Origin of the sequence: Streptomyces sp. NRRL S-495 (assembly GCF_000966955.1) — a bacterium.
In the GTDB taxonomy this organism is placed as follows: domain Bacteria; phylum Actinomycetota; class Actinomycetes; order Streptomycetales; family Streptomycetaceae; genus Kitasatospora; species Kitasatospora purpeofusca.
The window spans coordinates 23219-49993 of sequence record NZ_JZWY01000033.1; the positions used below are offsets into that span (position 1 = coordinate 23219).

The 26775-nt window shown below is 75.2% G+C and carries 24 protein-coding genes and 1 pseudogene; 11 read left to right on the forward strand and 14 right to left on the reverse strand.

The window, feature by feature from the left end:
• Positions 1-146 precede the first annotated feature (146 nt).
• On the forward strand, positions 147-944 hold the full coding sequence (locus VR45_RS02680) for an inositol monophosphatase family protein (RefSeq protein WP_045938061.1): 798 nt from the start codon (positions 147-149) through the stop codon (positions 942-944).
• 129 nt (positions 945-1073) lie between these two features.
• Here VR45_RS02680 and VR45_RS02685 read toward each other — a convergent pair whose 3' ends face one another.
• A complete protein-coding gene (locus tag VR45_RS02685) occupies positions 1074-2687 on the reverse strand; it encodes an aminotransferase class I/II-fold pyridoxal phosphate-dependent enzyme (protein ID WP_199925890.1) in 1614 nt (537 codons plus the stop codon).
• Positions 2684-4022 (reverse strand): annotated as a pseudogene (locus VR45_RS02690) (diaminobutyrate--2-oxoglutarate transaminase family protein). The gene VR45_RS02685 and the pseudogene VR45_RS02690 overlap by 4 nt, the downstream one beginning before the upstream one ends.
• A 357-nt stretch (positions 4023-4379) precedes the next feature.
• Between VR45_RS02690 and VR45_RS02695 the strand changes: the two are divergent.
• Positions 4380-4745 (forward strand): PH domain-containing protein, encoded by a 366-nt coding sequence (locus VR45_RS02695; protein ID WP_045938034.1) that lies wholly within the window; start codon positions 4380-4382, stop codon positions 4743-4745.
• 100 nt (positions 4746-4845) lie between these two features.
• On the opposite strand, the gene VR45_RS02700 is transcribed toward VR45_RS02695, so the two are convergent.
• Positions 4846-5247 (reverse strand): hypothetical protein, encoded by a 402-nt coding sequence (locus tag VR45_RS02700; RefSeq protein ID WP_107084082.1) that lies wholly within the window; start codon positions 5245-5247, stop codon positions 4846-4848.
• A gap of 79 nt (positions 5248-5326) precedes the next feature.
• Here VR45_RS02700 and VR45_RS02705 point away from each other — a divergent pair, with 79 nt between their 5' ends.
• Positions 5327-5827: a MarR family transcriptional regulator gene (locus tag VR45_RS02705; protein ID WP_045938035.1), complete on the forward strand. Its 501-nt coding sequence runs from the start codon at positions 5327-5329 to the stop codon at positions 5825-5827.
• A 57-nt stretch (positions 5828-5884) separates the two neighbouring features.
• Here VR45_RS02705 and VR45_RS02710 read toward each other — a convergent pair whose 3' ends face one another.
• Entirely contained in the window at positions 5885-6661 is a 777-nt protein-coding gene (locus tag VR45_RS02710; RefSeq protein ID WP_045938036.1) for a response regulator, read from the reverse strand.
• Positions 6658-8403 (reverse strand): sensor histidine kinase, encoded by a 1746-nt coding sequence (locus VR45_RS02715; protein WP_045938037.1) that lies wholly within the window; start codon positions 8401-8403, stop codon positions 6658-6660. Before VR45_RS02715 ends, VR45_RS02710 begins: the two co-directional genes overlap by 4 nt.
• Before the next feature lie 219 nt (positions 8404-8622).
• On the opposite strand from VR45_RS02715, the gene VR45_RS02720 reads away from it, so the two are divergent.
• Complete coding sequence (locus VR45_RS02720) at positions 8623-10035, forward strand: cation:dicarboxylase symporter family transporter (RefSeq protein WP_045938038.1); 1413 nt, start codon at positions 8623-8625, stop codon at positions 10033-10035.
• A 148-nt stretch (positions 10036-10183) separates the two neighbouring features.
• On the opposite strand, the gene VR45_RS02725 is transcribed toward VR45_RS02720, so the two are convergent.
• The 3 genes from VR45_RS02725 to VR45_RS02735 form a co-directional block, all read right to left on the reverse strand.
• Positions 10184-11239, reverse strand: a complete 1056-nt coding sequence (locus VR45_RS02725) for a hypothetical protein (protein WP_045938039.1) — start codon at positions 11237-11239, stop codon at positions 10184-10186.
• A 45-nt stretch (positions 11240-11284) separates the two neighbouring features.
• Positions 11285-12022: an RNA polymerase sigma factor gene (locus VR45_RS02730; protein WP_353612657.1), complete on the reverse strand. Its 738-nt coding sequence runs from the start codon at positions 12020-12022 to the stop codon at positions 11285-11287.
• Between the two features lie 612 nt (positions 12023-12634).
• The gene (locus tag VR45_RS02735; protein ID WP_045938040.1) at positions 12635-14059 is read right to left on the reverse strand and encodes a cytochrome P450; all 1425 of its coding nucleotides are present in this window, start codon (positions 14057-14059) and stop codon (positions 12635-12637) included.
• 378 nt (positions 14060-14437) lie between these two features.
• Between VR45_RS02735 and modA the strand changes: the two genes are divergently transcribed.
• The 3 genes from modA (at position 14438) to VR45_RS02750 (ending at position 17383) form a co-directional block, all read left to right on the forward strand.
• Positions 14438-15304 (forward strand): molybdate ABC transporter substrate-binding protein, encoded by an 867-nt coding sequence (modA, locus tag VR45_RS02740; protein ID WP_045938041.1) that lies wholly within the window; start codon positions 14438-14440, stop codon positions 15302-15304.
• Entirely contained in the window at positions 15301-16215 is a 915-nt protein-coding gene (locus tag VR45_RS02745; protein WP_234325808.1) for an ABC transporter permease, read from the forward strand. Before modA ends, VR45_RS02745 begins: the two co-directional genes overlap by 4 nt.
• 94 nt (positions 16216-16309) lie before the next feature.
• Positions 16310-17383, forward strand: a complete 1074-nt coding sequence (locus VR45_RS02750) for an ABC transporter ATP-binding protein (RefSeq protein WP_045938042.1) — start codon at positions 16310-16312, stop codon at positions 17381-17383.
• A gap of 63 nt (positions 17384-17446) precedes the next feature.
• Here VR45_RS02750 and VR45_RS02755 read toward each other — a convergent pair whose 3' ends face one another.
• Together VR45_RS02755 and VR45_RS02760 are read right to left on the reverse strand one after the other, a co-directional pair.
• On the reverse strand, positions 17447-18112 hold the full coding sequence (locus tag VR45_RS02755; RefSeq protein ID WP_045938043.1) for a response regulator transcription factor: 666 nt from the start codon (positions 18110-18112) through the stop codon (positions 17447-17449).
• Positions 18109-19386, reverse strand: coding sequence for a histidine kinase (locus VR45_RS02760; protein ID WP_045938044.1), 1278 nt, complete (start codon positions 19384-19386; stop codon positions 18109-18111). The genes VR45_RS02755 and VR45_RS02760 overlap by 4 nt, the downstream gene beginning before the upstream one ends.
• Before the next feature lie 138 nt (positions 19387-19524).
• On the opposite strand from VR45_RS02760, the gene VR45_RS02765 reads away from it, so the two are divergent.
• Both VR45_RS02765 and VR45_RS02770 read left to right on the forward strand, forming a co-directional pair.
• Positions 19525-20433, forward strand: a complete 909-nt coding sequence (locus VR45_RS02765) for an ABC transporter ATP-binding protein (protein ID WP_045938045.1) — start codon at positions 19525-19527, stop codon at positions 20431-20433.
• Entirely contained in the window at positions 20430-21209 is a 780-nt protein-coding gene (locus VR45_RS02770; RefSeq protein ID WP_045938046.1) for an ABC transporter permease, read from the forward strand. Before VR45_RS02765 ends, VR45_RS02770 begins: the two co-directional genes overlap by 4 nt.
• 102 nt (positions 21210-21311) lie before the next feature.
• Here the strand turns inward: VR45_RS02770 and VR45_RS02775 are convergent, their stop codons facing one another.
• Positions 21312-21989: an aminoacyl-tRNA hydrolase gene (locus tag VR45_RS02775; RefSeq protein ID WP_045938047.1), complete on the reverse strand. Its 678-nt coding sequence runs from the start codon at positions 21987-21989 to the stop codon at positions 21312-21314.
• Positions 21990-22118: 129 nt separating this feature from the next.
• Complete coding sequence (locus VR45_RS41985) at positions 22119-23051, reverse strand: hypothetical protein (RefSeq protein WP_159394101.1); 933 nt, start codon at positions 23049-23051, stop codon at positions 22119-22121.
• 147 nt (positions 23052-23198) lie between these two features.
• Between VR45_RS41985 and VR45_RS02785 the strand changes: the two genes are divergently transcribed.
• A complete protein-coding gene (locus VR45_RS02785) occupies positions 23199-23573 on the forward strand; it encodes a YbjQ family protein (protein WP_045938048.1) in 375 nt (124 codons plus the stop codon).
• Between the two features lie 191 nt (positions 23574-23764).
• The gene (locus VR45_RS02790) at positions 23765-24967 is read left to right on the forward strand and encodes an NAD(P)-binding domain-containing protein (RefSeq protein ID WP_045938049.1); all 1203 of its coding nucleotides are present in this window, start codon (positions 23765-23767) and stop codon (positions 24965-24967) included.
• A 34-nt stretch (positions 24968-25001) separates the two neighbouring features.
• Here VR45_RS02790 and paaE read toward each other — a convergent pair whose 3' ends face one another.
• Positions 25002-26228 carry a 1,2-phenylacetyl-CoA epoxidase subunit PaaE gene (gene paaE / locus VR45_RS02795; RefSeq protein WP_078896183.1) on the reverse strand — a complete coding sequence of 409 codons (1227 nt, stop codon included), beginning with the start codon at positions 26226-26228 and terminating at the stop codon, positions 25002-25004.
• Positions 26229-26771, reverse strand: coding sequence for a 1,2-phenylacetyl-CoA epoxidase subunit PaaD (gene paaD / locus VR45_RS02800; RefSeq protein WP_234325809.1), 543 nt, complete (start codon positions 26769-26771; stop codon positions 26229-26231).
• Between the last annotated feature and the right edge of the window lie 4 nt (positions 26772-26775).

Consider the following 26775-nt stretch of genomic DNA (forward strand, 5'->3'; position numbering starts at 1 on the left):
GCCGAGGGACCACCGCGCACGGCCGACGGATTCCAGAGCCCGGACAACAGATTCCGGAATCCGTCGGCCGTCAGCCCTGCCCGCCGCCCACCGGAACCGCACTGACGTGCGAAGGTGGTAAGAGCGAAGGGAGCGGGCACGTGCTGATGGAGAAGGTGGCGGAGATCATCGCCGAGGCCTCGGCCGAGGCCGTGGAGCCCCGGTTCCGGGCGCTGGCCTCCGGCGAGGTGATGGAGAAGGCCCCCGGCGAGGTGGTCACCGTCGCCGACCACGAGGCCGAGCTGATCATCGCGCGGCGGCTGCGCGAGCTGCTGCCCGTCCCGGTGGTCGGCGAGGAGGCGGTGGCCGCCGACCCCGCGCTCGCCCGGGCCCTGCACGCCGAACCCGCCGTCTGGCTCGTCGACCCGGTCGACGGCACCGCCAACTTCGTCGCCGGCCGCCCCGACTACGCGGTGATGGTCTCCCTGGTGCGCGACGGCCGGACCGTCGCCGCCTGGATCCGGCAGCCGGCCACCGCCACCACCTACACCGCCGAACTCGGCTCCGGCGCCTGGCGCGACGGCCGTCGGCTGACCCGCACGCCCGCCGGCACCGATCCGGCCGCCTGGCGCGGCTCGGTGAAGAGCCGGTTCCTGGAGCCGTCCCGCCGCCGTCTGATCGAGGCCAACGCCGACGCCTTCGGCGGACTCACCGCCGGCCGCCACGCCGCCGGCATCGAGTACCCCGACATCGCCGAGGGCGCCACCGACTTCATCCTCTACTGGCGCACCCTCCCCTGGGACCACGCCCCCGGCTCCCTCCTGGTGGCCGAGTCCGGCGGCCGCGCCGCCCGCCTCGACGGCACCCCCTACCGCCCCGAGGCCCCGGGCGGCGAGGACGGCCTGCTCGTCGCCGCCGACCCGGCCACCTGGGAGCGGTGCCGCGAGATCCTGTTCGCGCCGTAGGCCGCGCCGAGGAGCGCGGCGTGGTTCCTGTCGTGGTTCCTGTCGTGGTTCGCGCCGTGGAGAACCCGGAGCGGGTCCGGTGATCCGGAGGTCAGGGTGGGGGTGGACCGGCCTGGCCCACCACCCGCCCTACCGGCCGACCCAGCGCCAGCTCTCGCGGCCGGCGCGGACGATCTCGCCGATCAGGGCGGCCACCTCGGCCGTTGTGGTGTGCGGGTTGAGCAGCGTCAGTTTGAGCCGGACCCGGCCGGGGCCCTCGCCGGGCAGTTCGGTCCGGCCGACCACGGCCCGTCCGCCGCGCAGCAGTTCGCGCCGCAGCTCGGCGTTGACCCGGTCGAGCGCGGCCGGATCGGCGGCCGGATCGGCGGCCGTCTGCGGGGATTCCGGGCCGACCGGGCGGTAGCGGAACAGCAGGGCGGTCAGCACGGGTTCGGTGTGCAGTTCCAGCTCCGGTTCGGCCCGGACGGCGTCGGCGGCGGAGCGCGCGAGATCGTGGCAGGCGTCGACGAGCCGGCCGAGCCCGGCGCGGCCGAGGGTGCGCAGGGTGACGGCGAGCTTGAAGGCGTCGGGCCGCCGGGTGGTGCGCAGCGAGAGGCCCAACAGGCTCGGGTAGCCCGCCTGTTCGTCGTCGGCCGGGTTGAGGTAGACGGCCCGGCGGGCGAGCGAGACATAGGTCTCGGCGTGGCGCACCAGGAAGACGCCGGCGGCGGCCGGTTGCCAGCCGAGCTTGTGCCAGTCCAGCGAGACGGAGTCGGCGCGTTCGATGCCGGCGAGCAGGGGGGCGAGCCGGTCGGAGAGCAGGGCGCCGCCGCCGTACGCGGCGTCGACGTGCAGCCAGGCGTCGTAGCGGGCGGCGAGGTCGGCGACGGCGGGCAGCGGGTCGACGGCGCCGGTGTCGGTGGTGCCGGCGGTGGCGACCACCGCGACGGGGGTGTGTCCGGCCCAACTCGCCTCGGCCAGGGCGCGTTCGAGCGCCACCGGGTCCATCCTCAGCTCGCGGTCGACGTCGACCGGGACGACGGCGCGTTCGCCGAGGCCGAGCAGGGCGGCGGCCCGCTGGACCGAGAAGTGCGCGGCCCGGGAGGCGAAGATCCGGGGCCGGACGCCGGCGGGCAGACCGAGGAGCCCGTCGAGTTCGACGATGCCGTCGAGCTTCTGGTCGCGGGCGAGCATCAGGCCCATGAGGTTGGACTCGGTGCCGCCGGAGGTGACCACGCCGGCGGCCCGGGCGGGGTCGTAGCCGACCAGGGCGGCGAGTTCGGCGAGCAGCGCGGTCTCCAGCGCCGTCGCCGCGGGGGCCTGGTCCCAGGAGTCCTGGGAGGGGTTGAGGGCGCTGACGGCGAGGTCGGCGGCGGTGGCCACGGCGAGCGGCGGGCAGTGCAGATGGGCGGCGCAGAACGGGTCGGCGGGGTCGGCGGCGCCGTGGGCGAGCAGTTCGGTGAGGCGGGCGAGGGCGTCGGGGCCCTCGGCGGCGGCGAGCGCCCGGTCGACCAGGGCGGCGAGGTCGCCGGGGCGGCCGGGCGGCAGCGGGCCGCCGCGCCGGGTGGCGCCGGTCTCCAGCGCGTCGAGGACGGTGGCGAGCAGCGGGCCGAGCGCGGCGGGTCCGCCGACGCCGCCGGAGAGGGCGTCGAGGGGTGCGTCGGCGCCCTCGGCCGGGTCCGGCCAGGACGCCCCGCGGCCGTCCCCGGCCCCGGCGCCCGCCCCGGCCCCGAACCCGCCCCCTCCGTCCGGGCCGCCGCTCACGCCGAGGCCGCCGCGATGGCGTCCGCGAGCCGGTCCAGCACCGCGGCCGCCTGCTCGTCCGTCATGGTGAGCGGGGGCAGCAGCCGCAGGACGGCGTCGTGCCGCCCGCCGAGTTCGACGATCAGACCGCGTGCCAGGCAGGCCTCGCGGACCCGGACCGCGAGCTCGGGCGCGGCCGGCCGGGCCCCGCAGGCGTCCGGCTCCGCGGTCGGGTCGACGAGTTCGACGCCGATCATCAGCCCGCGTCCGCGCACGTCGCCGATCGCGGGGAGTTCCCCGGCCAGCGCGCGCAATCGTTCGACCATCCGGTCGCCGACCACCGCCGCCCGTTCGGCCAGCCCGTTGGCGGCGACGTAGCGGAGCGTGGCGGCTCCGGCCGCCATCGCCAGCGTGTTGCCGCGGAAGGTGCCGGTGTGGGCGCCGGGCCGCCAGCCGTCGTACTCCTCCCGGTAGACGACGACGGCGAGCGGGAGGCTGCCGCCGATCGCCTTGGAGAGCACCATCGCGTCGGGCACGATCCCGCTGTACTCGACCGCCCACATCGCGCCGGTGCGGCCCACGCCGGTCTGCACCTCGTCGACGATCAGCGGGATGCGGCGCTCGGCGGTGATCCGGCGCATGGCGCGCAACCAGTCGTCCGGTGCGGGGACGACGCCGCCCTCGCCCTGGACGGCCTCCAGGACCATCGCGGCGGGCGGGACGACGCCGCCGGCCGGGTCGTCGAGCAGCCGTTCGACGTAGGTGGCCGACAGTTCGGCGCCCGCCGCCCCGCCGACCCCGAACGGGCAGCGGTAGCCGTAGGGGTAGGGGCAGCGGTTCCTTGACGGCGACGTTGCCGGTGAGCGCGAGGGAGCCGGCGGTCATCCCGTGGTAGGCGCCGGTGAAGGCGAGGGCGCCGGAACGGCCGGTCGCGGTCTGCATCAGCTTGAGCGCGGCCTCGACGGCGTCGGTCCCGGCGGGCCCGCAGAAGTGCACCCGCGCCCCGTCGGCGAAGGCGGGCGGCAGGCTCTCGAACAGGGCGGTGGTGAAGTCGTCCTTCTCGGCGGTCGCGAGGTCGAGCAGGTGGAGGGGGGCGCCGCTGTCGAGGGTGCGGCGGATCGCCGCCAGGACCACGGGGTGGTTGTGGCCGAGGGCGAGGGTGCCGGCACCGGAGAGGCAGTCGAGGTAGCGGCGGCCGTCGGCGCCTTCGACGGTCATGCCGCTGGCGCGCACGGGGACGATCGGGAACGAGCGCGCGTAGGTGCGGGCGGCGGACTCGCGCAGGCGCTGGCGGCGCAGGACGGCGCTCGCCGGGGATGCCGTCCCGGCGGCGGGCGCGGGCGCCGGGCCCGCCACCGGGACGGTGGCTGCGCGGGGGACGGTCGGACCGGTGGCGGGCTCAGCGGCGAGCGTCAAGGCGGACTCCCAAAAAATTAGGTGAGCCTAACCTTACTTGTCTGACCTGTCCCGATCCGTCCGGGGGGCACCGGAACCACCCTTGCGAGTGACAACCCGTCCGTTCCGTCAACGAGCGGGCCGTCGGGAAGTCACGGTCGGGAGGTCACGACCGAGACCCCTCGGTCGACCGGGGGCCGCCAGGGGACCACCGGGGTTCGACCCGGAGGCGCCCGGGGCCGCCCGGACACCATGATCGTCGGCGTGTCAGACTCGGGGCCCCAGGCGCCGCACCGGGCGCCCGCGAGAGGAGTCGGTATGGCACTGTTCGGCAACGCCCACCGGGTGGACAACGGCGAGGCCCAGAAGGAGTTCGCCCGGCTGTTCGGCGAGGGCGAGCAGGTCCACGCCGCCTACCAGCTGGTCCGCGACACCTTCCTGTTCACCGACCGCCGGCTGATCCTCATCGACAAGCAGGGCATCACCGGCAAGAAGACCGAGTACCACTCGATCCCCTACCGTTCGATCACCCACTTCGCCGTGGAGACCGCCGGCACCTTCGACCTGGACGCCGAGCTGAAGATCTGGGTCTCGGGCGCCGCGCTGCCGATATCCAAGAACTTCACCAAGGGCGTCGACATCTACGAGGTCCAGGCCCTGCTCACCCAGTTCGTCACCCGCTGACCCGCGCCACGACCGCGGGCGGCCGACCGTCGCGGGTCCGGCCCACATCGGTCCGGCCCCCGTGGGTCCGACCCGCACGGGCCCGGCCCGCGCGGGCCGGTCAGGCCACCGCGCCGCCGACTCCGGTGCGGCCGTCGGGGACGCCGACGATCGTCACGACGACCTGCTCGCGGACGGCCTCGCCGAGCACCCCGGCCAGGGCGTCGGTGGTCGCGGCCACCAGGCGGGCGGGAGCGTCCGGCACCTCGGGCACGTGGTAGGCCGCCTCGCGCATGCTGAGCGTGACGAGGGGCGCGTCGTGGTCGACGGGTTCGCCGCCGACGCCGCGCCGGTGCTGCGGGACGCCGATCAGGTCGACCCCGACGAGGCGGCGGAACTCCTGCCCGTAGACGGCGCCGACCGCGTCGGCCAGCGCACTGATCAGCTTCGGTTCCACGGTCCCGTCGAGGGCTTCCTCGCGGATGTGCACGGTGTAGTGCGGCACGGTGGCGACTCCGTTCACAGCGGTCCATAGGATGGCAGCAGCTGGCTTTGCCAGCAAAATACCTTTGGCCTCAAAGATAAATAGAAAGGGGTGTGCCATGTCAAGGCCCACGGCGCACGGCCCTGCCCGGAGCAGTGACGGCGACGGCGACGGCGGGGTCGACGACACCGTCAGGGCGCTGCTCCTGCTCATGCCCCGGATGGTGGGCCGGGTCAAGAAGATCCCCGTGCCCGAGGCGCTGCAGTCCCTCGCGCTGGCGCCGCGCCACCTCTCGCTGCTCGCCTACCTGCTCCTCGACGGGCCGATGACCGTGAACGAGCTGGCGGCCCGCCTGGAGGTCGCACCGACGACGGTGAGCCTGCTCGTCGGCGACCTGAGCCGGAAGGGAATCCTGGAGCGGCGCGAGGACGAGGCGGACCGGCGCCGGCGGATCATCGGCATCGCCGCAGATCAGCAGCCCGCGATCACGTCCTGGCTCGCCCCGGGCGCGGCCGCGTGGCGCAAGGCCCTGGCGCCCCTCACGCCGGACCAGCGCAAGCTGTTCGTCGACACCCTGCTCGCGTACGAGGCCGCGGTCGAGAGCGAGGGGCAGGACTGAGTCGGGCGCCGCCCGGAGGACACCGGCGGGCCCGGCGGACGGCCGGGTCGCCTGCCCCTACCCCCGTACCCCGGTGCCGCCGGAGCCGCCGGAGCCGCCCGTCCAGCGGTAGCAGAGCTCCGGCCGACCGACCGTGCCGTACCGGGGCTCCCGGACGGCGAGGCCGGTGTCCACGAGGTGCTCCAGGTAGCGGCGGGCGGTGATCCGCGAGACACCGGCCGCCGCACCGGCGGCGGCGGCCGACAGGCCGGCGCGGTCCGCGCGCAGCACCCCGGCCACGGTGTCCAGCGTCGGAGCGCTCAACCCCTTCGGCAGGGCGGTGCGTTCGGGCATCCGCAGCAGCGCGAGCGCCTGGTCGACCTCGTCCTGCCCGGTGGCCGACCCGGTCCGCGCGAGGGTGTCCCGGTAGCGGGCGTAGCGCTCCAGGCGGTCGTGCAGCGCGGCGGCCGCGAACGGCTTCAGCAGGTACTGGACCACGCCGGCGGACACGGCCCGGCGGACCATCGCGAGGTCGCGGGCGGAGGTGACCGCGATGACGTCGGTGGCGTGCCCGGCCGCGCGCAGGGTGCCGCAGAGCTGGAGGCCGTGCCCGTCGGGCAGGTAGAGGTCGAGCAGCAGCAGGTCGACGGGTCGCCCGGCGGCCCGGGCCCGCTCCAGGAAGCGCAGCGCCTCCGCGCAGCCGTGCACGGTGCCGACGGCCCGGAATCCCGGCTCGCGCTCCACGTAGAGGGTGTGGGCGGCGGCGGCCACCGGGTCGTCCTCGACCACCAGGACGGAGATCTCGGCCCGTTCGGCGCTTCCGGCGCTCTCGGCCCGGCCGGTGTCGCGGTTCACGGGGCCACCGCCACGCGCTCGCGCTCCCCCGCGCCGTCGCGCGCCGGGCGGGAGAGCGGCAGCCGGACGGTGAGCACCGCGCCGCGCTCCCGGCCCACCTCGACGGTGCCGCCGTTGCGCCGGGCGGCCTGGGCGACCAGGGCGAGCCCGAGTCCGCGCCCGTGGCCGCTCCGGTCTCCCGCCCCGCTTCCGTGGCCGCTGCCATCGCGGTTGCCGTCGCCGTTGCCGTCGCCGCTTCCTTGGCCGCTCCGGCCGTCCTGCTTGGTGCTCCACCCGCGCCGGAACACGTCGTCCACCGCGCCCGGGTCGATCCCGGCCCCGGTGTCGGCGACCCGCAGCAGCAGGTGCTCCCCGTCGATCCGGGCGGTGACGGTGACCTCCGGGGGCCCGGGGTTCGCGGCCGCGCCGGTGATCGCGGCGTCCACGGCGTTGTCGATCAGGTTGCCGAGGACGGTGATGAGGTCGCGGGCGGTCAGTCGCGCCGGCAGCACGCCGTCGTCGATCGAACTGTCCGGCGTGAGCGTCAACTCCACGCCCCGCTCGGCGGCCTGGGCGGCCTTGCCCAGCAGCAGGGCGGCCAGCACCGGTTCACCGACGGCGGCCACCACCCGGTCGGTGAGCCGCTGGGCGAGGGCGAGTTCGGCGGTGGCGAACTCCACCGCCTCGCGATGACGGCCGAGTTCGATCAGCGAGACAACGGCGTGCAGCCGGTTGGCGGCCTCGTGCGCCTGCGCGCCGAGCGCCTCGGTGAAGCCGCGCACGGAGTCCAGCTCGCCGCTCAGCGCCTGGAGTTCGGTGTGGTCGCGGAGGGTGAGGACGCGGCCGAGCCCGGTGCCGATGGTGGAGGTGTTGAGCACCACCACCCGCTCGGCGGTCAGATGGACCTCGTCCCGGACCGGCGCGTCCCCGGAGACGGCCGCCAGCAGCGCGTCCGGCAGTCCCAGCCCGTCGACCGGGCGGCCCTCCACCGCCCCCTCCAGGCCGAGGAGTTCGCGCGCCGCGTCGTTGCAGAGCACCACCCGGTGCTCGCGGTCGAGCAGGACCAGCCCCTCCCGGACGGCGTGCAGGGTGGCCTGGTGGTACTCGTAGAGATGGCTGAGTTCGGCCGGCCCCATGCCGTGGGTGTGCCGCCGCAGCCGGGAGTTGGCGAGGTAGGTGCCGATCCCGCCGACGGCCAGCGCGGCCCCCGCGACCCCCACCAGCGCGAGCAGCGGGCCGCGCAGCTGGGCCGAGATGGACTGCACCGTGATACCGGCGCTGACCAGGGCCACCACCCGGTGCCGCTCGTCCAGCACCGGGGTGACCACCCGCACCGACGGGCCGAGCGTGCCGGTGTAGGTCTCGCTGCGGGTCTCCCCGGCGAGCGCCCAGTCGATGTGCCCGAGGAAGGGCCGCCCGATCTGCTCGGGCAGCGGGTGGGTCCAGCGGACGCCGGCGGTGTCCATCACGGTGACGAAGGAGACCCCGGTGTCGACCCGCACCCGCTCGGCGTAGGGCTGGAGCACGGCCGTCGGATCGGGCGCGCCGGCGGCGTCGCGGACGGTCGGCGAGTCGGCGACGGCGCGGGCGACGGCGGTGACCTGGCGGCGGGCCGCGTCGTCGGCCCGCCCGGCGGTGAACAGGTACGCGAGCACCGCCCCGCCCGCGACCACGGCCGCGACGATGACCACCTGGACGACGAAGAGCTGTCCGGCCAGGCTGCGCACCAGCCGGCGCGGCGGGAGAGGGGTACGCACGGACATGCCTGTCAGTGTGCACCACGGCCCCGGCGGCGCGGACCCCGCTGCGAGGACGGGGTGATGTGAACTCTATGAACGCAAACGTGACCCGCGTCACGCCCGGACCGCATAGTCGGAGCGGCCCACCACCCGGGGCCCCCGGACCGCACGTCGGCGCACCCCCATGAGCGCATCCCCACAGGCGCACGCGCTACCGGGCACAGCAGGGCGAAGGAGCCACAGATGTCGATCACCGGAGCAGCGGCGGGCGCGGGCGCCAGACCGAAGGACCGCACCCACGTCCTCTACCTCGCCGTGATCGCGGCGGTCGTCGCGGGCGTCGTGGTGGGCCTGGCCGCACCGGACTTCGCGGTGGAGCTGAAGCCCATCGGCACGGGGTTCGTCAACCTCATCAAGATGATGATCAGCCCGGTCATCTTCTGCACCATCGTGCTCGGCATCGGCTCGGTCACCAAGGCCGCCAAGGTCGGCAAGGTCGGCGGCCTGGCACTCGGCTACTTCCTCGCCATGTCGACCGTCGCCCTCGGCATCGGCCTGCTGGTCGGCAACCTGCTGGAGCCCGGCGGCGGCCTCCACCTGACCTCCGCGCTCGCCAAGTCCGGCCACGCCCAGGCCGCCGCCGGCGGCGCGCAGTCCACCGCCGACTTCCTACTCGGGATGATCCCGACCACCATGCTCTCCGCCCTCACCGAGGGCAAGGTGCTGCAGACCCTGCTGATCGCCCTGCTGGCCGGCTTCGCCCTGCAGGCGATGGGCCCGGCCGGCGCACCCGTGCTGCGCGGCATCGAGCACGTGCAGCGGCTGGTCTTCCGGGTCATGGCGATGATCATGTGGGTGGCACCGATCGGCGCCTTCGGGGCGATGGCCGCGGTGGTCGGCGCCACCGGTACGGCCGCGCTGAAGAGCCTCGCCGTCATCATGATCGGCTTCTACCTGACCTGCGCCCTGTTCGTGGTCGTGGTGCTCGGCACCCTGCTGCGCCTGGTCGCCGGCGTCAACATCTTCACCCTGCTGCGCTACCTGGGCCGCGAGTTCCTGCTGATCCTCTCCACCTCCTCCTCGGAGAGCGCCCTCCCCCGGCTGATCGCCAAGATGGAGCATCTGGGCGTCAGCCGCCCGGTGGTCGGCATCACCGTCCCGACCGGCTACAGCTTCAACCTGGACGGCACCGCGATCTACCTGACCATGGCCTCGATCTTCATCTCGGAGGCGATGGACAAGCCGATGTCGGTGGGCGAGCAGCTGTCGCTGCTGGTCTTCATGGTGATCGCCAGCAAGGGCGCGGCCGGCGTCACGGGCGCCGGACTGGCCACCCTCGCGGGCGGGCTCCAGTCGCACAAGCCGGCCCTGGTGGACGGCGTCGGGCTGATCGTCGGCATCGACCGGTTCATGTCCGAGGCCCGGGCGCTGACCAACTTCGCCGGGAACGCCGTCGCCACCGTGCTGATCGGGCAGTGGACCGGGGAGCTCGACCGCGAGCGGGCCCGGCAGGTGCTGGCGGGCGCGGTGCCTTTCGACGAGCGGACGCTGCTGGACACGGATCCGCACGGCGCCCCGGCGGCCGCGCCGGTCCCGGCCCCGGCCACCACCGCCACTGCGGCCGCGACGGCGGCAGCCACGACGACGGCCGCCTGAGCTGCGGCCCGCCCCCTCACACTCCCCTGGTCCGGCGCCCCGCCCAACCCCCCGGAAAAGGCGCCGGACCAGGGGTCCCGCATGTCCCGGGGCCGAGCATCCTCGGGCCGGGCACGAGACCCGCCCCCCCAGAGGGCGAACGGCCCGCTCAGACCTCCTCCGAGCCGCTGACCGCCCAGCTCAGCCCGGTCGCCGGGTCCTCCAGCGCGAGGTGCAGGTGCCGCAGCCGGTCGGCCGGATCGTCCCAGGTGAAGCAGCGCATCCTCGCGACCAGGGCGCGGACCTCCGCCCGGTCCGCCGACTCCGGCCGCTTCGCGCCGGTCATCGCCGTCAGCACCCGCCACAGCGCCAGCCGCCCGTGGGCCGCTCCGTGCGCGCGGTCCGCGATGCCCGCCTGCACCAGCGCCGGCCAGGCGAGGGCGAACGGCAGGTAGCCGCCGGTGACCAGCGGCCCCGGCGCGAGCTGGGCGGCGGCCCCCGCCGCCGGTCCGCGCACGCAGACCGTCCGCGCCCAGCCGGCCAGCTCCGCCAGCGCCCGGGTGGCCGGCTGCCCGGGCAGCCGGGCGCCGGGTTCGGGCAGTTCCACCCGGGCCAGCCCCTCCCGACTGGCGGGCAGCGTCAGCAGGGCGCTGCGCGAACCGCCGTGGCGCAGGTACTCCCGGACCGGCATGCCCTCGGCCCGTCCCACCGACTCCCAGGGCTCCAGCAGCAGCGGCACCCCCTCGGGGTCCGGTTCGGCGCCCCGGGAGAGGTCCTCGCCGAGCAGCACCCGGGTCTGCGCGACCAGCCGCCGCACCGGGGCCGGACCGAGCAGCGGGGCGAGCCGCCGCCAGGTGTGCCGGGTCGCCAGCACCTCCCAGAGCGGCCCGGCGTCGTGGTCGGCCACCCCCGCCGCCGTGCCGGGACCGCCGTCCGCGTCGAACAGTCGTGCGGCGACCTCGGGCGGCGCGGCGTACGCGATCAGGTGGCCGAGCGCGGCGGTGGCGATGCCGGCCCGGCCCTGGGCGGCCGCGACCGCCCAGGCACCGGCCGCCCCACCGCCGCCCGCCCGGCCTCCGTTTGCCCGGCCGCCGTCCGCCAGGTCGCCGTCCGCCAGGTCGAGCGCGACGGCGGCGGCACGGGCCTGCCGATAGGCGCCCAGCAGTTCGATCCAACGGCCCTCGTCCACCAGGGAGCGGAGCCGATGCTCCTCGTACGTGATCACGATTTGCAGCGTACGGGGCGAGGCCGGAGCTGAGCTGACTTGCCGTCAGACCGGTGCGTCGGACCCCGCGCGCGCCCCTGGCACATGCCCGGGCGGGGGGCCGGGCCCGGCCCCGGCCCCGGCGGGCGACTCGCGTTCTTGTTCGAGGACGTTCCGCAGCCGGTCCAGGGCCCGGCGCCGGGTGACCGCCAGGGTGGAGCGGTGCACTCCGAGGAGCTCGGCCGCCTCCTCCAGGCTGTAACCGTCGAGGTCGACCAACAGCACCGCCCGGGCCTGCTTCACCGTCAGACGGCGCAGCAGTCGCAGCACCTCCCAGTGCGCCTGCAGCTCGGCCACCCCGCCGACCGACGGATCGTCGTACCCATCGCCCCACCCGCCAACCGGCCCGATGTCCTCGATCGCCTCGTACGGGAGCAGTCGGCGGCGGTCGCGGCGCCACTCGTCGCGCACGACGTTCGCCATTGCGGTGAACGCGTAGGCATAGGGCCGGGGATGGCCGAGGAAGCGGGCGGGATTCCGGGCGATCCGCAGATACACCTCGTGAACGACGTCGCCCGCGCCGAACGGATCCCCGAGCATGCGCACGGCGGCGCGCTGGAGTCTGGGCAGCATTGCCGTGAACACCCGGTCGAATTCCGCCGATTCGGCCGACGGGCGCGGGCCCGGATCCGCCCCGCCTCGGCAACCGGCCGTGACTCCCATCCCGCCCCCTCGGAAATCGGCACCCCGAAGGCCCGGTCGGTGGATATCGGCCCGTCGGCCGCACGGTCTTGTGACGCACATCACATCATAGTTCGTCGTCCCACCGTTCCGCAGCTATTCGCATGCGGGGGCAAGAGGGGCGAGAGGGGGCTCCGGGGCGGCACCGAGCCGACTTTGCAAAGTCCCGGAGCACTTTGCAAAGTCGCACCAGGACTTTGCAAGTGCTCCGGGCAACCTCCGCCCCCCCGCAGGCGATGCGCCAACGGCGGCCGGGCGCACGGGCGTTCGGATTCCCATCGGCCGGGACGACCGCCCCCGGGGGAACGTCGCTCCCCAGGGCGGTCGATCCCCGAGACGGCCGCGCTCCGGAACGGCCCGGGCCGGGTAGTGCCCCGGGCCGGGCGGACTCCGCGCGGAGGCCGGGGTGGTGGAGCGACGGTGCTTCTTGTGCCGTCCGTGCGTGCGCTTCCGACCCGGGGTGGATGGGACGCTATCGGCGCGGCCGCCCGGCGGCGGCGAGGATCCGCGAATCCGCCCGCGGCACCGGGGTGCTGTGTTGGAATGTCCCGGTCGTGTGCCCGACCGTTCCGGCCGCCATAACGGCGGAGTGCCCGGGGCCGGGCACTCTCCGCATCCAACTCCCCCGCGCCGTCGGCCGCTTGCCGTTAGCCACGTGGCGCCAGCCGCTTGCCGTCAGCCGCGCGGCGTCAGCCGGACCCGCATCGGGCTCCGCACCTGGAGCGTGATGCCCTGGCCCAGCCGGACGCCGCGGTCCACGGCCTCGAACTCGAAGTCCCGCAGCAGCGCGCCCAGCGCCAGCACCGACTCCAGCATGGAGAAGTGCTGCCCTATGCAGGCCCTCGGCCCACCCCCGAACGGGTACCAGGCGTACCGGTGGCGCTCCTTCTCCCGCTCGGGCAGGAAGCGGTCCGGGTCGAAGCGGTCCGGCTGCTCCCAGTGGTCCGGGTGCCGGTGGGTGACCCACGGCGCGAGGATGACCTGGGCACCGGCGGGCACCACGTACCCGTCGATCACCGACTCGGCCACCGAGCGGCGCCCCATCTGCGAGGCGGCCGGGTAGAGCCGCATCGCCTCCTTCAGCACCTGGGTGAGGTAGGGCAGCGCGTCCAGGTCCGCCGCCACCGGCGCCCGTCCGGCCAGTACGGCGTCCGCCTCCTCGCGGGCCCGGCGCCGCTGCTCCGGGTGCTTGGCCAGCAGGAAGAGCGCAAAGGCGAGCGAGGTCGCCGTGGTCTCGTGCCCGGCGAGCAGGAAGATCAGGACCTGGTCGCGCAGTTCGGCCGGGTCGAGCCGCTCCCCGTCCTCGCCCCTGGCCCTGGTCAGCAGCTCCAGCAGGTCCTCCGGACCAGCGGTGTCGGCCACACCCGCCGCCCGCCGGACCGCTCGCTCGGCGATGATCCGGTCGCACACCGCGTAGAGGTCGCGCTGCGCGCCGGCGGCCCGCCGGTTGGCGGGGGTCGGCCAGCCGCGGGGCACCTTCACCGGCGCGAAGCCGCGTTCGAGGACGAACTCGCCGAGCACCGGGAAGCTGTGGTGCACCACCCGCACCGCCGCCGCCACGTCCGCCCCGAACAGGATCCGGGACACCGTGCGCAGCGCGAACCGCGACATCTCCTCCGCGACGTCGACCACGCCGCCGGGGACCACCCGCCAGCGGTCGGCGAGCACCGCGCACTCCTGCCCGACCGCCTCCGCGTAGCCGTCCACCCGGCGCCGGGTGAACAGTGGCTGGATCAGCCGGCGCTGGCGGTGGTAGTCGCCGTCCTGGCTGGTCAGCAGGCCGTTGCCGAGGCTGGTCCGCAGCTCGTCGTAGAAGCTGTTGTCCTTGCGGAAGTTGGCGGCCTCGCTGCCGAGCACCTGGTGCGCGCCCTCCGGCGAGAACACCGCGTAGAACTCGGCGCGCAGCCCTGGCGGCCCGGCGGCGAAGCGGACGACGTCGCCGTAGTCGCGGCGGGCGTCGAGGTACGTCCGCAGCGGGCGCCTGGTCAGGTCGAGCAGCGAGCCCACCAGCGGGAGTCCGGGCGGCCCGGGTATCCGGGTGATGGTGGTGGCGGTGCCGGTAGTACTGGTGGTGCCGGTGGTCGCGGCGGTCAGCGACATGTCCCCTCCTCGGTCGTGCGCCTCACCGGTCCCGCGTCCGGTCGGGCACCCCCGCCCCCGACCGCGCGACCGGTCGGTCGTGCCCCCCGATCCGTCCCCAAAGCAACTGCCGGGTAATCGGCACAGAAGGGGCGCACAGAGTGCTGCCGACGCGCGCCACCCCGCGCTCACCGGCCGCCCCGCGCCCCTCCGTCACCGGGCACCCCGGGGCCGCTTGCGTCTTCCGACAGGCCCGCCACCCGCTTCGGTACCCCTGGCCTGTGCAATGAGACAGACGAAATTCAGCCCGCATATGCGGCACTATGATCGGCGTAATGGCCGCACCTGCGGCAATAACCCCGCGCCCCTCCCGGCGCGCCCAGGAGGGGAAGCCAAGGAATGACCATCCGCAGACTCACCGCCACCAGACTCACCGCCACCGCGGCAGCGGCGCTCGTCCTGGCCCTCGGCGCCACCGCCTGCAGCAGCGGCAGCGACACCGACGCCAAGAGCAGCAGCAGTTCCCCCGCCGCCCCCGGCACGGGCGCGGCGACCGGTGCCGGCACGAGCGCGGCCGGCGTCCCGAAGGCCTCCGGAGCGATCACCGTGTTCGCCGCCGCCTCGCTCAAGGAGACCTTCACCGACCTCGGCAAGAAGTTCGAGGCCGCCAACCCCGGCGCCAAGGTCACCTTCAACTTCGGCGGCAGCTCCGCCCTCGCCACGAGCATCAACTCCGGCGCCCCGGCCGACGTGTTCGCCGCCGCCAGCCCGGCCACCATGAAGACCGTCACCGACGCGGGCGGCGCCACCGGCGAGCCGAAGACCTTCGTGCGCAACACCCTCGCCATCGCCGTCCCCAAGGGCAACCCCAAGCACGTCGCCGGCCTCGCCGACCTGGCCGCGCCGGGCGTGAAGGTCGCGCTCTGCGCGAAGGAGGTGCCCTGCGGCGCCGCCGCGCTGACCGCACTCAAGGCCGCCAACGTCAACCTCACCCCGGTCACCCTGGAGCAGGACGTCAAGGGCGCGCTGACCAAGGTCGAGCTGGGCGAGGTCGACGCCTCGCTCGTGTACCGCACCGATGTGCGGGCCGATGCTGCGAAGATCGACGGCGTGGAATTCCCCGAGGCCGCCAAGGCCGTGAACGACTACCCGATCGCCGCCCTGGCCAAGGCGCCGAACAAGGACGGCGCCGCCGCCTTCGTCGCCTACATCCAGTCGTCCGAGGCGCAGCAGGTGCTGACCGCGGCGGGCTTCCAGGCGCCGTGATCCGTCGCACCGGCCGCGCGGGCGGCACGGCGGACGGCGCGGCGAGCGGCACCGGGTCCGGAGACTCCTGGGGAGCGGGCCCGGACTCCGCCCCGGGGACCGGCGGGCCGCGCCGCCGCGGCCGACGGCGGGCGGGCCGGGTGCCGGTCGCCCTGCTGCTCCCCGCGCTGCTCGGCCTGGCGTTCCTCGTCCTCCCCCTGGTCGGTCTGCTGGTCCGGGCGCCCTGGAGCGCGCTCCCGGAGCAGCTCACCAGCCCGCAGGTGTGGGAGGCGCTGCGCCTCTCGCTCGTCTGCGCGACGGCCGCCACCGCGGTGTCCCTGGTCCTGGGCGTGCCGCTGGCCTGGCTGCTGGCCCGGACCGAGCTGCCGGGCCGGCGGCTGGTCCGGGCCCTGGTCACCCTGCCGCTGGTGCTGCCGCCGGTGGTCGGCGGCGTCGCGCTGCTGCTGGTGCTCGGCCGGCGCGGCATCGTCGGCTCCTGGCTGGACTCCGCCTTCGGCATCACCCTGCCGTTCACCACCACCGGCGTGGTGATCGCGGAGGCGTTCGTCGCGATGCCGTTCCTGGTGATCAGCGTCGAGGGCGCGCTGCGCGCCGCCGACCCGCGCTACGAGGAGGCCGCCGCGACGCTGGGCGCCTCCCGGCTGACGGCGTTCCGGCGGGTCACCCTGCCGTTGATCGCCCCGGGCATCGGGGCCGGCGCCGTGCTGGCCTGGGCGCGGGCGCTGGGCGAGTTCGGCGCGACGATCACCTTCGCGGGCAACTTCCCGGGCCGCACGCAGACCATGCCGCTGGCCGTCTACCTCGCGATGGAGTCGGACCCGGAGGCGGCGATCGCGCTGTCCCTGGTGCTGCTGGTGGTGTCGATCGCGGTCCTGGCCGGCCTGCGCGAGCGCTGGATGTCCGCGCCGTGAGGCCGACTGCCACCCCTGTCCCCGTCCTCGCCTCCCTCCCTGTCGTCCCCGTCCCCGTACCCGTGCCCGTTCCCGTCCCCGGAGTGCCGCGCCGATGACCTCCCACCCCGGCGCCGCCGGTCTGGACGCCCGGCTGCGGGTCGACCGCGCCGCCTTCACCCTGGACCTCGCCCTCACCGCCGCCCCCGGCGAGGTGGTCGCGCTGCTCGGCCCGAACGGCGCCGGGAAGTCCACCGCCCTGCGCGCGCTGGCCGGTCTGCTGCCGCTCGGCGCCGGCCACCTGCGGCTGGACGGCGACGTCCTGGAGGACCCGGCCCAGCGGCTGCACACCCCCGCCGAGGAACGCCCGGTCGGCGTGGTCTTCCAGGACTACCTGCTCTTCCCCCATCTGAGCGCCCTCGACAACGTCGCCTTCGGCCCGCGCTGCCGAGGCCGTTCCAAGCGCGAGGCACGCGCCGAGGCCGCCGGCTGGCTGGAGCGGATGGGCCTGGCCGATCACGCCGCCGCCCGCCCGGCCCGGCTCTCCGGCGGGCAGGCCCAACGGGTGGCGCTCGCCCGGGCGCTCGCGGTCCGGCCGCGGCTGCTGCTGCTGGACGAGCCGCTGGCCGCCCTGGACGCCCGCACCCGGCTCGATGTGCGGGCGCAGCTGCGGCGCCACCTGGCCGAGTTCGAGGCGGTCGCGGTGCTGGTGACGCACGATCCGCTGGATGCGATGGTGCTGGCCGACCGGCTGGTGGTGATCGAGGGCGGGCGCGAGGTGCAGTCCGGCCTGCCGGCGGAGATCGCGCGGCGGCCGCGCACCGACTACATCGCCCGGCTGGTCGGGCTGAACCTCTACCGGGGCACCTCGGCCGGGCACCGGGTGACGCTGTCGGACGGCGCCGTGCTGACCACCGACGAGGACCTGTCCGGGCCGGTCTTCGTCGCCTTCCCGCCGTCCGCCGTCGTCCTCCACCGCTCGCGGCCGGAGGGGAGCGCGCGCAATGTCTGGGAACTGACGGTCAACGGGCTCGACCTCCACGGCGACCAGGTGCGGGCCGACCTGGCGGGCGCCGTCCCGATGGCCGCCGACCTCACCCCGGCGGCGGCCGCCGAACTGGGCCTGGCGCGGGGCTCGACGGTCTGGGCCGCGGTCAAGGCCGCCCAGACGCACGCCTATCCGGCCTGAACGCCGCCGGCCCCCCTGGGCCCCGCTCCCGCCCGGCCGCCCGGCCACCCAGGTCTGCGGTGGTCACTCGGTGGGCGTCACGAAGCCCGACTCGTAGGCGAGGATGACCGCCTGGGTCCGGTCCCGCGCGCCGAGCTTCGCCAGCATGCTGCTGACGTGGGTCTTCACGGTCTGCACCCCGAGAAAGAGCTGTTCGGCGATCTCGCCGTTGGTCAGTCCGCGCGCCACCAGGCGCAGCACCTCCGCCTCGCGTTCGGTCAGGGCGGCGCGGGACATCGTTCCGCGCGCCGCCGCGTTGCCCTGGGCGGCTGCGAGCCGACGGATCTGGGCGGGGAAGAGCAGCGACTCGCCGGCCGCCACCAGCCGTACGGCCTGGGCGATCTCGCTCGGCCGGGTGCGCTTGAGCAGGAAGCCGTCCGCGCCCGCCCGCAGCGCCTGGTAGACGTAGTCGTCGATCTCGAACGTGGTGACGACCAGGATCTTCGGCGCGTACCCGCCGGGCGCGGCGGCGTCGCGGACCAGTTCGCGGGTGGCGGCGAGGCCGTCCAGACCGGGCATCCGAACGTCCATCAGCACCACCTGCGGGCGCAGTCGGCGGGCGAGTGCGATCGCCTCCGCGCCGTCCGTCGCCTCCCCCACCACCCGCAGGTCTCCCTGCGCCTCCAGCACCACCCGCAGGCCGGCCCGGACGAGTTCCTCGTCGTCGGCCAGCAGAATGTCGATCGTCACCCGCCCAAGCGTAGGGGTACCCGAACGGTCAGCACCCACTCGCCGGACTCGGCGCCGGCCGTGGCCTCGCCGCCCAGCAGTACGGCCCGTTCGCGGATGCCCCGAAGTCCCTTGCCGCCCCGGCGCGGTGAGCCGCCGTGGGAGCGGGCGGACTGCGGACGGAGGGCGTTGGCGCAGCGCAGTTCCAGGCTCCCGTCCCGGACGGCGATCCGGACGCTGATCGGCTCCCCCGGCGCGTACTTGAGGGCGTTGGTGACGCCCTCCTGGACGATCCGGTAGCCCTCGCGGGAGAGCACCCCGGGGAGGGCGCCGGAGGGGACGTCGACCCGGGCCTCGACGGGGCTGCCGGCCGCCCTGGCGGTCTCGAACAGGGCGGGGAGCCGGTCGATCCCGGGCCGTTCCCGGGCGTCCTCGCCGCTGCCGGGGCCGGTCCCGAGGCCGGCCCCGGGGGCTGGAGCGGGGCCGCCCGGTTCACCTGGTCCGCCCGGGTCGCGCAGCAGGGCGAGCGTGCGCTCCAGGTCGTCCATCGCCCGCCGGCCGGTCTCCTCGATGACCTCCAGCGCCTTGGCGGCGAACGCCGGGTCGCCGACCTCGCGCGCCGCCCCGGCCTGGAGGACCGTCACCGTCAACGCGTGGCCGATCGAGTCGTGCAACTCGCGCGCCAGCAGATTGCGTTCCAGCAGGCGTTCGGCGCGGAGCTCGGCGGCGGCCAGGCGCTCCGCCGGGGACGGCCCCAACAGCCTTACCGCCATGGCGAGCTGGAGCCGCCCGGCCCAGACGACCAGCCAGCCGAGCGCGAACAGCAGCACCGGCGCCAGCAGCGGCGCCCAGCCCGGCCCGCCCGCCCCGGCCGACCGCAGCCCGAACACCGCCTGCTCCGGCCGCGCCACCAGGTCGAAGGCGGCGGCGGGCACGAGGACCGAGGCCCCGCCGACGAGCCCGCCGAGGACCACCCGGCCGACCAGCCAGGCCGCCGTCCGCCGCCGGTCGGCCCAGCCGCGGGCGGGCTCGACGGCGATGTCCTGCTCCCGGTCGGGCACCAGCAGCAGCCGCGCCTGCACGCCCTCCGCCCGCCGCATCGCGGGCACCAGAGCGGCCAGCCCCAGCAGCGCGGCGTCCAGGGGCACCGCCCGCGCCAGCAGCTCGCCCGAACTCCACCCCTCGACGCCCGGATAGACCATCAGCACGACGCCGACGAAGACCAGGCCGATCACCAGGTGCAGCCAGCGCGCGTAGGTGGTGGCGCTCAGCAGGGGCGCGAGTATTCGGGGCATCGCGCCATCCTGCCAGGTCAGGGCCCCGCGGAAACTCCCTCTCGGGAGGGAGGCGGATCCCCTCCCGGGCGGGATCCGCCGGACCCCCTGGCCGCGGTCCCATGGAGTCACCGAAGCACGGAGGAACGGAGGACGGTCGTGATCAAGGTGGAGGGCCTCACCAAGGAGTACGGCGGGGCACGGGTGGTGGACGGGCTCGACTTCGAGGTCGCCCCGGGGGTGGTGACCGGCTTCCTCGGGCCCAACGGCGCCGGGAAGAGCACCACCATGCGGCTGATCCTCGGCCTCGACCGCCCGACCGCGGGCCGGGCCCTGGTCGACGGCCGCCCGTACGCCGAACTCGACCGGCCTCTGCGGCGGGTGGGGGCACTGCTCGACGCGCAGGCCCTGCACGGCGGCCGCACGGCTCGCGGCCACCTGCGCTGGCTGGCCGCGAGCAACGGCCTGCCGGACCGCCGGGTCGACGAGGTACTCGACCGGGTCGGCCTGACCGGGGCGGCCGAGCGGCGGATCCGCGGCTTCTCGCTCGGCATGCGCCAGCGCCTCGGGGTGGCCGGGGCACTGCTCGGCGATCCACCGGTGCTGATGCTCGACGAGCCGGTCAACGGCCTCGACCCGGAGGGCATCCGCTGGATCCGCACGCTGCTGCGCGGACTGGCCGCCGAGGGCCGGGCGGTGCTGGTCTCCTCGCACCTGATGACGGAGATGGCCCTGACCGCCGACCACCTGGTGGTGATCGGCCGGGGCCGGCTGCTGGCGGATGCGGCGACCTCGGACTTCATCGACCGCCACGGCCGGACCAGGGTCCGGGTGCGGGCCGTCGACCCGGTCCGGCTGGCCGCGCTGATGCTGCGTTCGGGCCTGGACGCGCAACCTGCGGCGGACGGTGCCTGGGAGGTCACCGGCACGGCGGCCGAGTCCATCGCCGCCCTGGCCGCCGCCGACGGCGTGGTGCTGTACGAGATCGCCGTCCAACAGGACTCCTTGGAGGAAGCATTCATGCGGATGACCGCCGACAGCGTCGAGTACCGGGCGGTGGCCGCATGACCACCGCGACGACCACCAGGACGACGACCGTGACCGGCTCGCTGATCCCTGCCGCCCTGCGCGCCGAACGGATCAAGTTCACCACCCTGCGCTCGCTCTGGATCACCCCGCTGATCGGCCTGCTGCTCACGGTCGGGTTCACCACCGCCGTCGCCGCCACCCTCGGCGACAAGGACGAGAGCATCACCTCCGACCCGGGCGTCGGCATCCACTACGGCCTCAACTTCGGCCAGGCGGCGCTGGTCTGCTTCGCCGTCCTGCTGTTCGGCCAGGAGTTCAACACCCGCATGATCGGCCTCTCACTGACCGCAGTCCCGCACCGCGGGCGCCTCTACGGAGCCAAGCTCGCCCTCGCCGCGGCCGTCGCCCTCGCCGTCGGACTGCTCGGAACGGCCGGGGCGTTCGCCGGCTACGCCGCCTTCGTACCGGAGGCCTGGGACGGCCCCTCCCTGGTGCGCAGTGCCACGGCGGGTGTGCTCTACCCGGTCCTGCTGGTGGTGTTCTGCCTCGGGCTGACCGCCGTCCTGCGCAATCTCACCGCGGCGATGGGCCTGCTGCTGCCGGTCGTCTTCCTGCTCTCCCCGCTGCTGTCCGGGGTCCCGGTCGTGCGTCACGCCGTGCAGTTCCTGCCCGACCGGGCCGGCCAGTACGCGCTGCGCTACACCGACGACCCGCAGGTGGCGTACGGGCACTGGACCGGGCTGCTGATCATGGCCCTGTGGGCCGCGGCCGCCACCTACGGCGGAATACGCAGCCTGCGCCGCCAGGGGTTCTGACACCGCGCCACCGAGGTGGAGCCCACGGCCCGGGTCGAGCCGCTCGACCCGGGCGCCGTCCTCGCCTTCCATCGCACCCCTCGGGGGCGGCAGGTGCCCTTCTCAGCCGCGCAGCGCCGGGTGGTCCGCCACCACGGTGCAGCTCCCCGGGGCGATCTCGGTGAAGCCCGCGTCCTGCACCAGCGGGAGCCCGCTCGCCACGAGTTCCGCCCACGCCTCCGGCGTCGCCGTGCGGACGGCGAGCGCGAAACCGCTCTCCGCCCACTCCTTGCGCCGGGCGTCGTCCAGCCGCCACCAGGCGAGCTGCGCGGCATGGCCGGTCTGCGCCATCGTCTTGCCGGCGCTCATCTCCAGCTCCGGGTTCAGCCACAGCACCGGCACACCCGGCGCCGCGGCGCCGACCGGACCGGCCTCCTCCAGGTCGGTGCCCGACACCTGGAGCTTGGCCAGTTCCTTGGGCCAGCCGTCCAGCAGAACCGGCGGGAACACCCGCACCTCCGCCTCCAGCCCCGTCACCGTGATCCCGGGCAGTTCCCCGGCCCGGCGCCACTCGCCGCCCCGGGCCCGCCGGACCACCTTGCGGATCCGCGCGTCCTCCCAGGCCAGCACCCGCTCCGCCCACTCACCCTCCGCCTCGACCACCCGCGGGTCGTTCAGCAGGGTCAGCACCGCCCGCGCCGAGGTCTCCAGCGCGTCGGTCCGCCCGGGCGGCGTCGCGCGCTCCATCCGGACCACCAGCGGCAGCACGTACTGCTGCCGGGCGTCGCGGTCCTCGGGCATCGGGTCTGGAACGGGGGCGTCGAACGGTGAGGTCACCCGACCAGCATGCCAGCCCCCGCCCCGCGGCGATCACCGCGGGGCGCCCGGCACCCGCCGTCCAGCACCCCACGTCCGACGTCCGGCTCCCGGTCAGCGGCGGTAGCCGCGCTGCGCGTCCCGCTCCTCCGCGTCGTCGTAGTTCAGGAACCAGCCCTCCGGATGCGTGGCGGTGAGCAGCAGTTCGGCCCGCTGCTCCGCGGTCAGCTCCGGGTCGCCGTCGTCCGGCCCGTAGACGCCGAACAGCTCGTCGTGGCAGCCGTCCCAGTCGTAGTCGTACAGGTCCGCGGGCAGGTCGCCCATCATGTCGGCGACCGACTCGGGCTGCGCGCCGAGCAGTGTCCGGGCGTCGACCAGGGCCATCCGCAGCGCGATCTCCTCCGCCAGGCAGCGCGGCAGCGGCCATTCGCCGAGCGCGAGGTCGTCGGCGAGGTCGTCGAAGGTGCGGGCCATCGCCCGGCGCCAGCTCCGGTGCAGCCGCCAAGTGCGTTGCGGCAGCCTCCCGAACACCGTCCAGTCCGCCTCCTCGCCGTCGGTGACCGGCTCGTCCTCGTGCTCGTCGAGGTCGTCGTAGGCGGCGTCGGCCAGCCCGAGCAGCTGGGCGTGGAGCAGGCACGCGGTGCGCGGGGTGAGCGTCCAGTCGCCCGCCGCGCTGCCGCCTTCCTCCTCGTCGCCGTCCAGCGGGAACAGCTCGGCGAAGTCCGGCGCGAAGTCCTCGGTGACGCTGATCTCCAGCGTGCCGCCGACCGCCTCGACCCCGGGGATCGCCGCCACCAGCCGGTCCGGGTGCAGCAGTGCGCCGAGTGCCGCGTTGGCGTCCTCGGCCACCTCGCGCAGCAGTTCACGGCGCTGCCCGGCCGGATCGATGCCCTCGAAGTCCAGTTCCTCCACGGCCGCGATGGCCGCGGCGCGCAGCGCCGGCCAGTTCGTGATCCGCAGTCCCAGGACCACCGTCGCCTCGATCTCCTGCGCGCCCGAGTCCTCCGCCGCGCCCGGCCCCTGTGGATGATCGCTTCGCTCGCCCATGGGGCTACGGTACGGCCTTTCGGCCGTCCGATCACCGGTCTGTTCCGGCTACCCTACGCGTTCTCGCCGTCACTGCTCCGCCTTCTCCCGGCCGCACCCCCGCGCGCCTCTGTTCGACGGCGTCGAACCGCCCGCAGGATGGGCGCCATGGCAAACATCGACGAGTACGGCGGCGGGCAGCGCCCGGACGCCCAGGTACTGGTAGTGACCACCAACGACATCCCCGGCTACCGGGTGGACCATGTGATCGGCGAGGTCTTCGGCCTGACCGTGCGCAGCCGGCACATCGGCAGCCAGATCGGCGCCTCGTTGAAGTCGCTGGTCGGCGGCGAACTGCGCGGCCTGACCAAGACCCTGGTGGAGAGCCGGAACGAGGCGATGGAGCGGCTGGTCGAGCAGACCAAGGCGCGCGGCGGGAACGCGGTGCTGATGTTCCGGTTCGACGTCACGGAGGCGGCGGACGTCGGCACGGAGGTCTGCGCGTACGGGACCGCGGTCGTGATCTCCCCGGCCACGGCCTGAGCCGGAGCGGTCCGATCCGGGTCAGGCCCGACCCTGGAACCGGACGGGCCCGCGGTGCCGATGGTCCGGTTCGACGTCACGGAGGCGGCGGACGTCGGCACGGAGGTCTGCCCGTACGGGACCGCACACGGCCGTGTTCCCGGCCCTGCGGCGGCCGGGAACACCCGCCGGGCACCGGATGTTTCACCGGCGTGACTGTTTACGGTGCAACCAACTCCGGCCCGGTCCGCCGGGTCGACGTCGTGGTGATCGGCGCGGGCCAGGCGGGCCTGTCCGCCGCCTACCACCTGCGCCGCCGCGGCTTCGCCCCCTACCGCGAAGCCGTCGGAGGCGGCGGGGCGAGCGAGGCCGGCGACACCGGCGGAGGGTTCGTCGTCCTCGACGCCGATGACGCCCCCGGCGGCGCCTGGGCCCACCGGTCGCCCTCGCTGCGGATGGCCACCGTGCACGGTTTCCACGACCTGCCCGACGTCGAGCTGCCCGAGGTCGACCCGAACGCACCGGCGCGCGAAGTCGTCCCGGGGTACTTCGCGGCGTACGAGGCACAGCACGCGCTCCCGGTGGTGCGCCCGGTCCAGGTCCTGGCGGTGCGCTCGGAATCGGCGCGGCCCGACGCCCGGCTGCTGGTCGAGACCGACTCCGGCACCTGGTCGGCCCGGGCCCTGATCAACGCCACCGGCACCTGGACCCGGCCCTTCCTGCCCCACTACCCGGGCCGGTTCGCCGGACGGCAGCTGCACTACGCCGCGTACCGGGGGCCGGAGGAGTTCGCCGGCAAGCGGGTCCTGGTGGTGGGCGGGGGCGCCTCGGCGATCCAGGTGCTGTCGGAGGTCGCGGCGGTCGGCGAGACCGTCTGGGTCACCCGCACCCCGCCGGTGTACCACGCCGGGCCGTTCACCCCCGAGTACGGGCGCGCCGTGGTCGCCAAGGTCGAGGAGCGGGTCCGCCAGGGGCTGCCGGTGCGCAGCGTGGTGAGCGTGACCGGGCTCGGACCGTCGGTGGCCTACCGCCGCGCCGAGGAGCTGGGCGCGCTGCGGCGCCGGCCGATGTTCGACCGCCTCACCGAGCACGGGGTCGCCTGGGGGGACGAGGAGCTCGCCGTCGACGCGATCGTCTGGGCGACCGGCTTCCGCCCCGAGGTCGGCCACCTCGCCCCGCTCGGCCTGCGCTCCCCCGGCGGCGGCATCGCGCTGACCGGCACCCGGGCCACCGCCGACCCCCGGGTCCACCTGGTCGGCTACGGGCCGTCCGCCAGCACCGTCGGCGCCAACCGCGCGGGCCGGGCGGCGGTCAACGAGATCGTCGGGCTGCTCGGCGCCCCGGCCGGCGCCGCGGTGGCCACCGTCGAATCGGTGGCCGTCGAACCGGCGGCCGTCGCGGTGGCGGCCGGGTAGCGCCTGACCGGGGAGGGGAGCGACCGGCCGCCCGTCAGCGGTCGAAGTCGACCGTCACCCGGTCCGTCACCGGACGGGCCTGGCAGGTGAGGACGTAGCCGGCCGCCAACTCCTTCTCCTCCAGGGCGAAGTTGCGCCGCATCGACACCTCTCCCTCGGTGACCAGGGCGCGGCAGGTCCCGCACACCCCGCCCTTGCAGGCGAACGGCAGGTCCGGCCGGGAACGCTGCGCGCCGTCCAGCACCGACCGGTCGCGCGGCAGGCTGAGCGTGCTGCCCCGGCCGTCCAGGACGACGGTGACCTCGCTGCGTTCGACGCCCTCGGCGCCGTCCGCCGTGCCCGGCGTGTCGTCGGCGCGTTCGCCGATCGGCTCGTCCTCGGCGTGGAACAGCTCCTGGTGCACCCGCTCCGTCGGCACGCCCAGCCCGCCGAGCAGCTCCTTCGCCCCGGTGACCATCCCGAACGGCCCGCAGAGCCACCAGTGACCGACCGCCGGCACGTCCACCAACGCCCGCAGCAGGGCCTCGACCCGCTCCGGGTCGAGCCGGCCGCTGAGCAGTTCGGCGTCCCGGGTCTCCCGGGAGAGCACGTGGACCAGCTGGAAGCGGCCCAGGTAGCGGTCCTTCAGATCGGCCAGCTCGTCCGCGAACATCACGGTGTCGCTGCGGCGGTTGCCGTAGAGCAGGGTCACGGTGGAGGCGCGGTCGGCGGCCAGCACGGAGGCGGCGATGGACAGCATCGGCGTGATGCCGGAACCGGCGGCCAGCAGCACATGGTCGGCGGGCTCGCCGAGGTCGGGGGTGAACAGGCCGGACGGCGTCAGCACCTCCACCTCCTCCCCCGGCCCGGCGTCCCGCACCAGCCAGCGGGAGAACAGGCCGCCCGGCACCTCGCGCACGGCGATGCGCAGCGGGCCGCCGACGGGGGCGCAGATCGAGTACGAGCGGCGCTCGTCGACCCCGTCCACCACCCGGCGCAGCGTCAGCGTCTGCCCCGGCCGGAACGCGAACGCCTCCGCGAGCCCGTCCGGCACCGCGAAGGTCACGGCGACGGCGTCGTCGCAGAGCCGTTCCACTGCCGCGATCCGCAGGGCGTGGAACGCCGGCCGGCGGGCCGGGCGGACGGGCGACGGCTCGGCGGACGGCGGCGTGGTCGGCTCCGCCGACGGCGGGACGGCCGACGGGACGGCCGACGGGACGGCCGGTGAGTCGGCCGGGACTGCCGGGACTGCCGACGGGACGGCTGGTGGGACGGCGGCCATTCAGATCTCCTTGACGCGTTCGAAAGGCTCGCGGCACTCGCGGCAGCGCCACAGCGCCTTGCACGCGGTGGAGCCGAAGCGGGACAGCTCCTCGGTGTCGGTGCCGCCGCAGAGCGGGCAGGCGACGGGCCCGGCGGCCGCGACCCGGGTCGGGCCGAGGCTCAGCAGGGTGGCGCCGCCGCTGGCCGCCGCGCCGCCCCCGGGCCGCGGCGGGGCGATGCCGGCCTCGGCGAGCTTGCGCCGGCCTTCGGCGGTGATCAGGTCGGTCGACCACGGCGGGTCGAGCCGCAGCCGGACCCGGACGTCCGCGAACCCGGCCGCGCGCAGCCGCCGGTCCACATCGGCGGCCATCTCGGCGACGGCGGGACAGCCCGAGTACGTCGGGGTGAGCCAGGCGGTCACCACCGGGTCCTCCGGGCCCCCGGCCACCTCGACCTCGGCCAGCACACCCAGGTCGGCCAGGGTCAGCATCGGCAGTTCCGGGTCCGGCACGGCGGCCGCCACCGCCCAGGCCGCCCCGCTCGACGCGCGCTGCCCGGCCACGGCC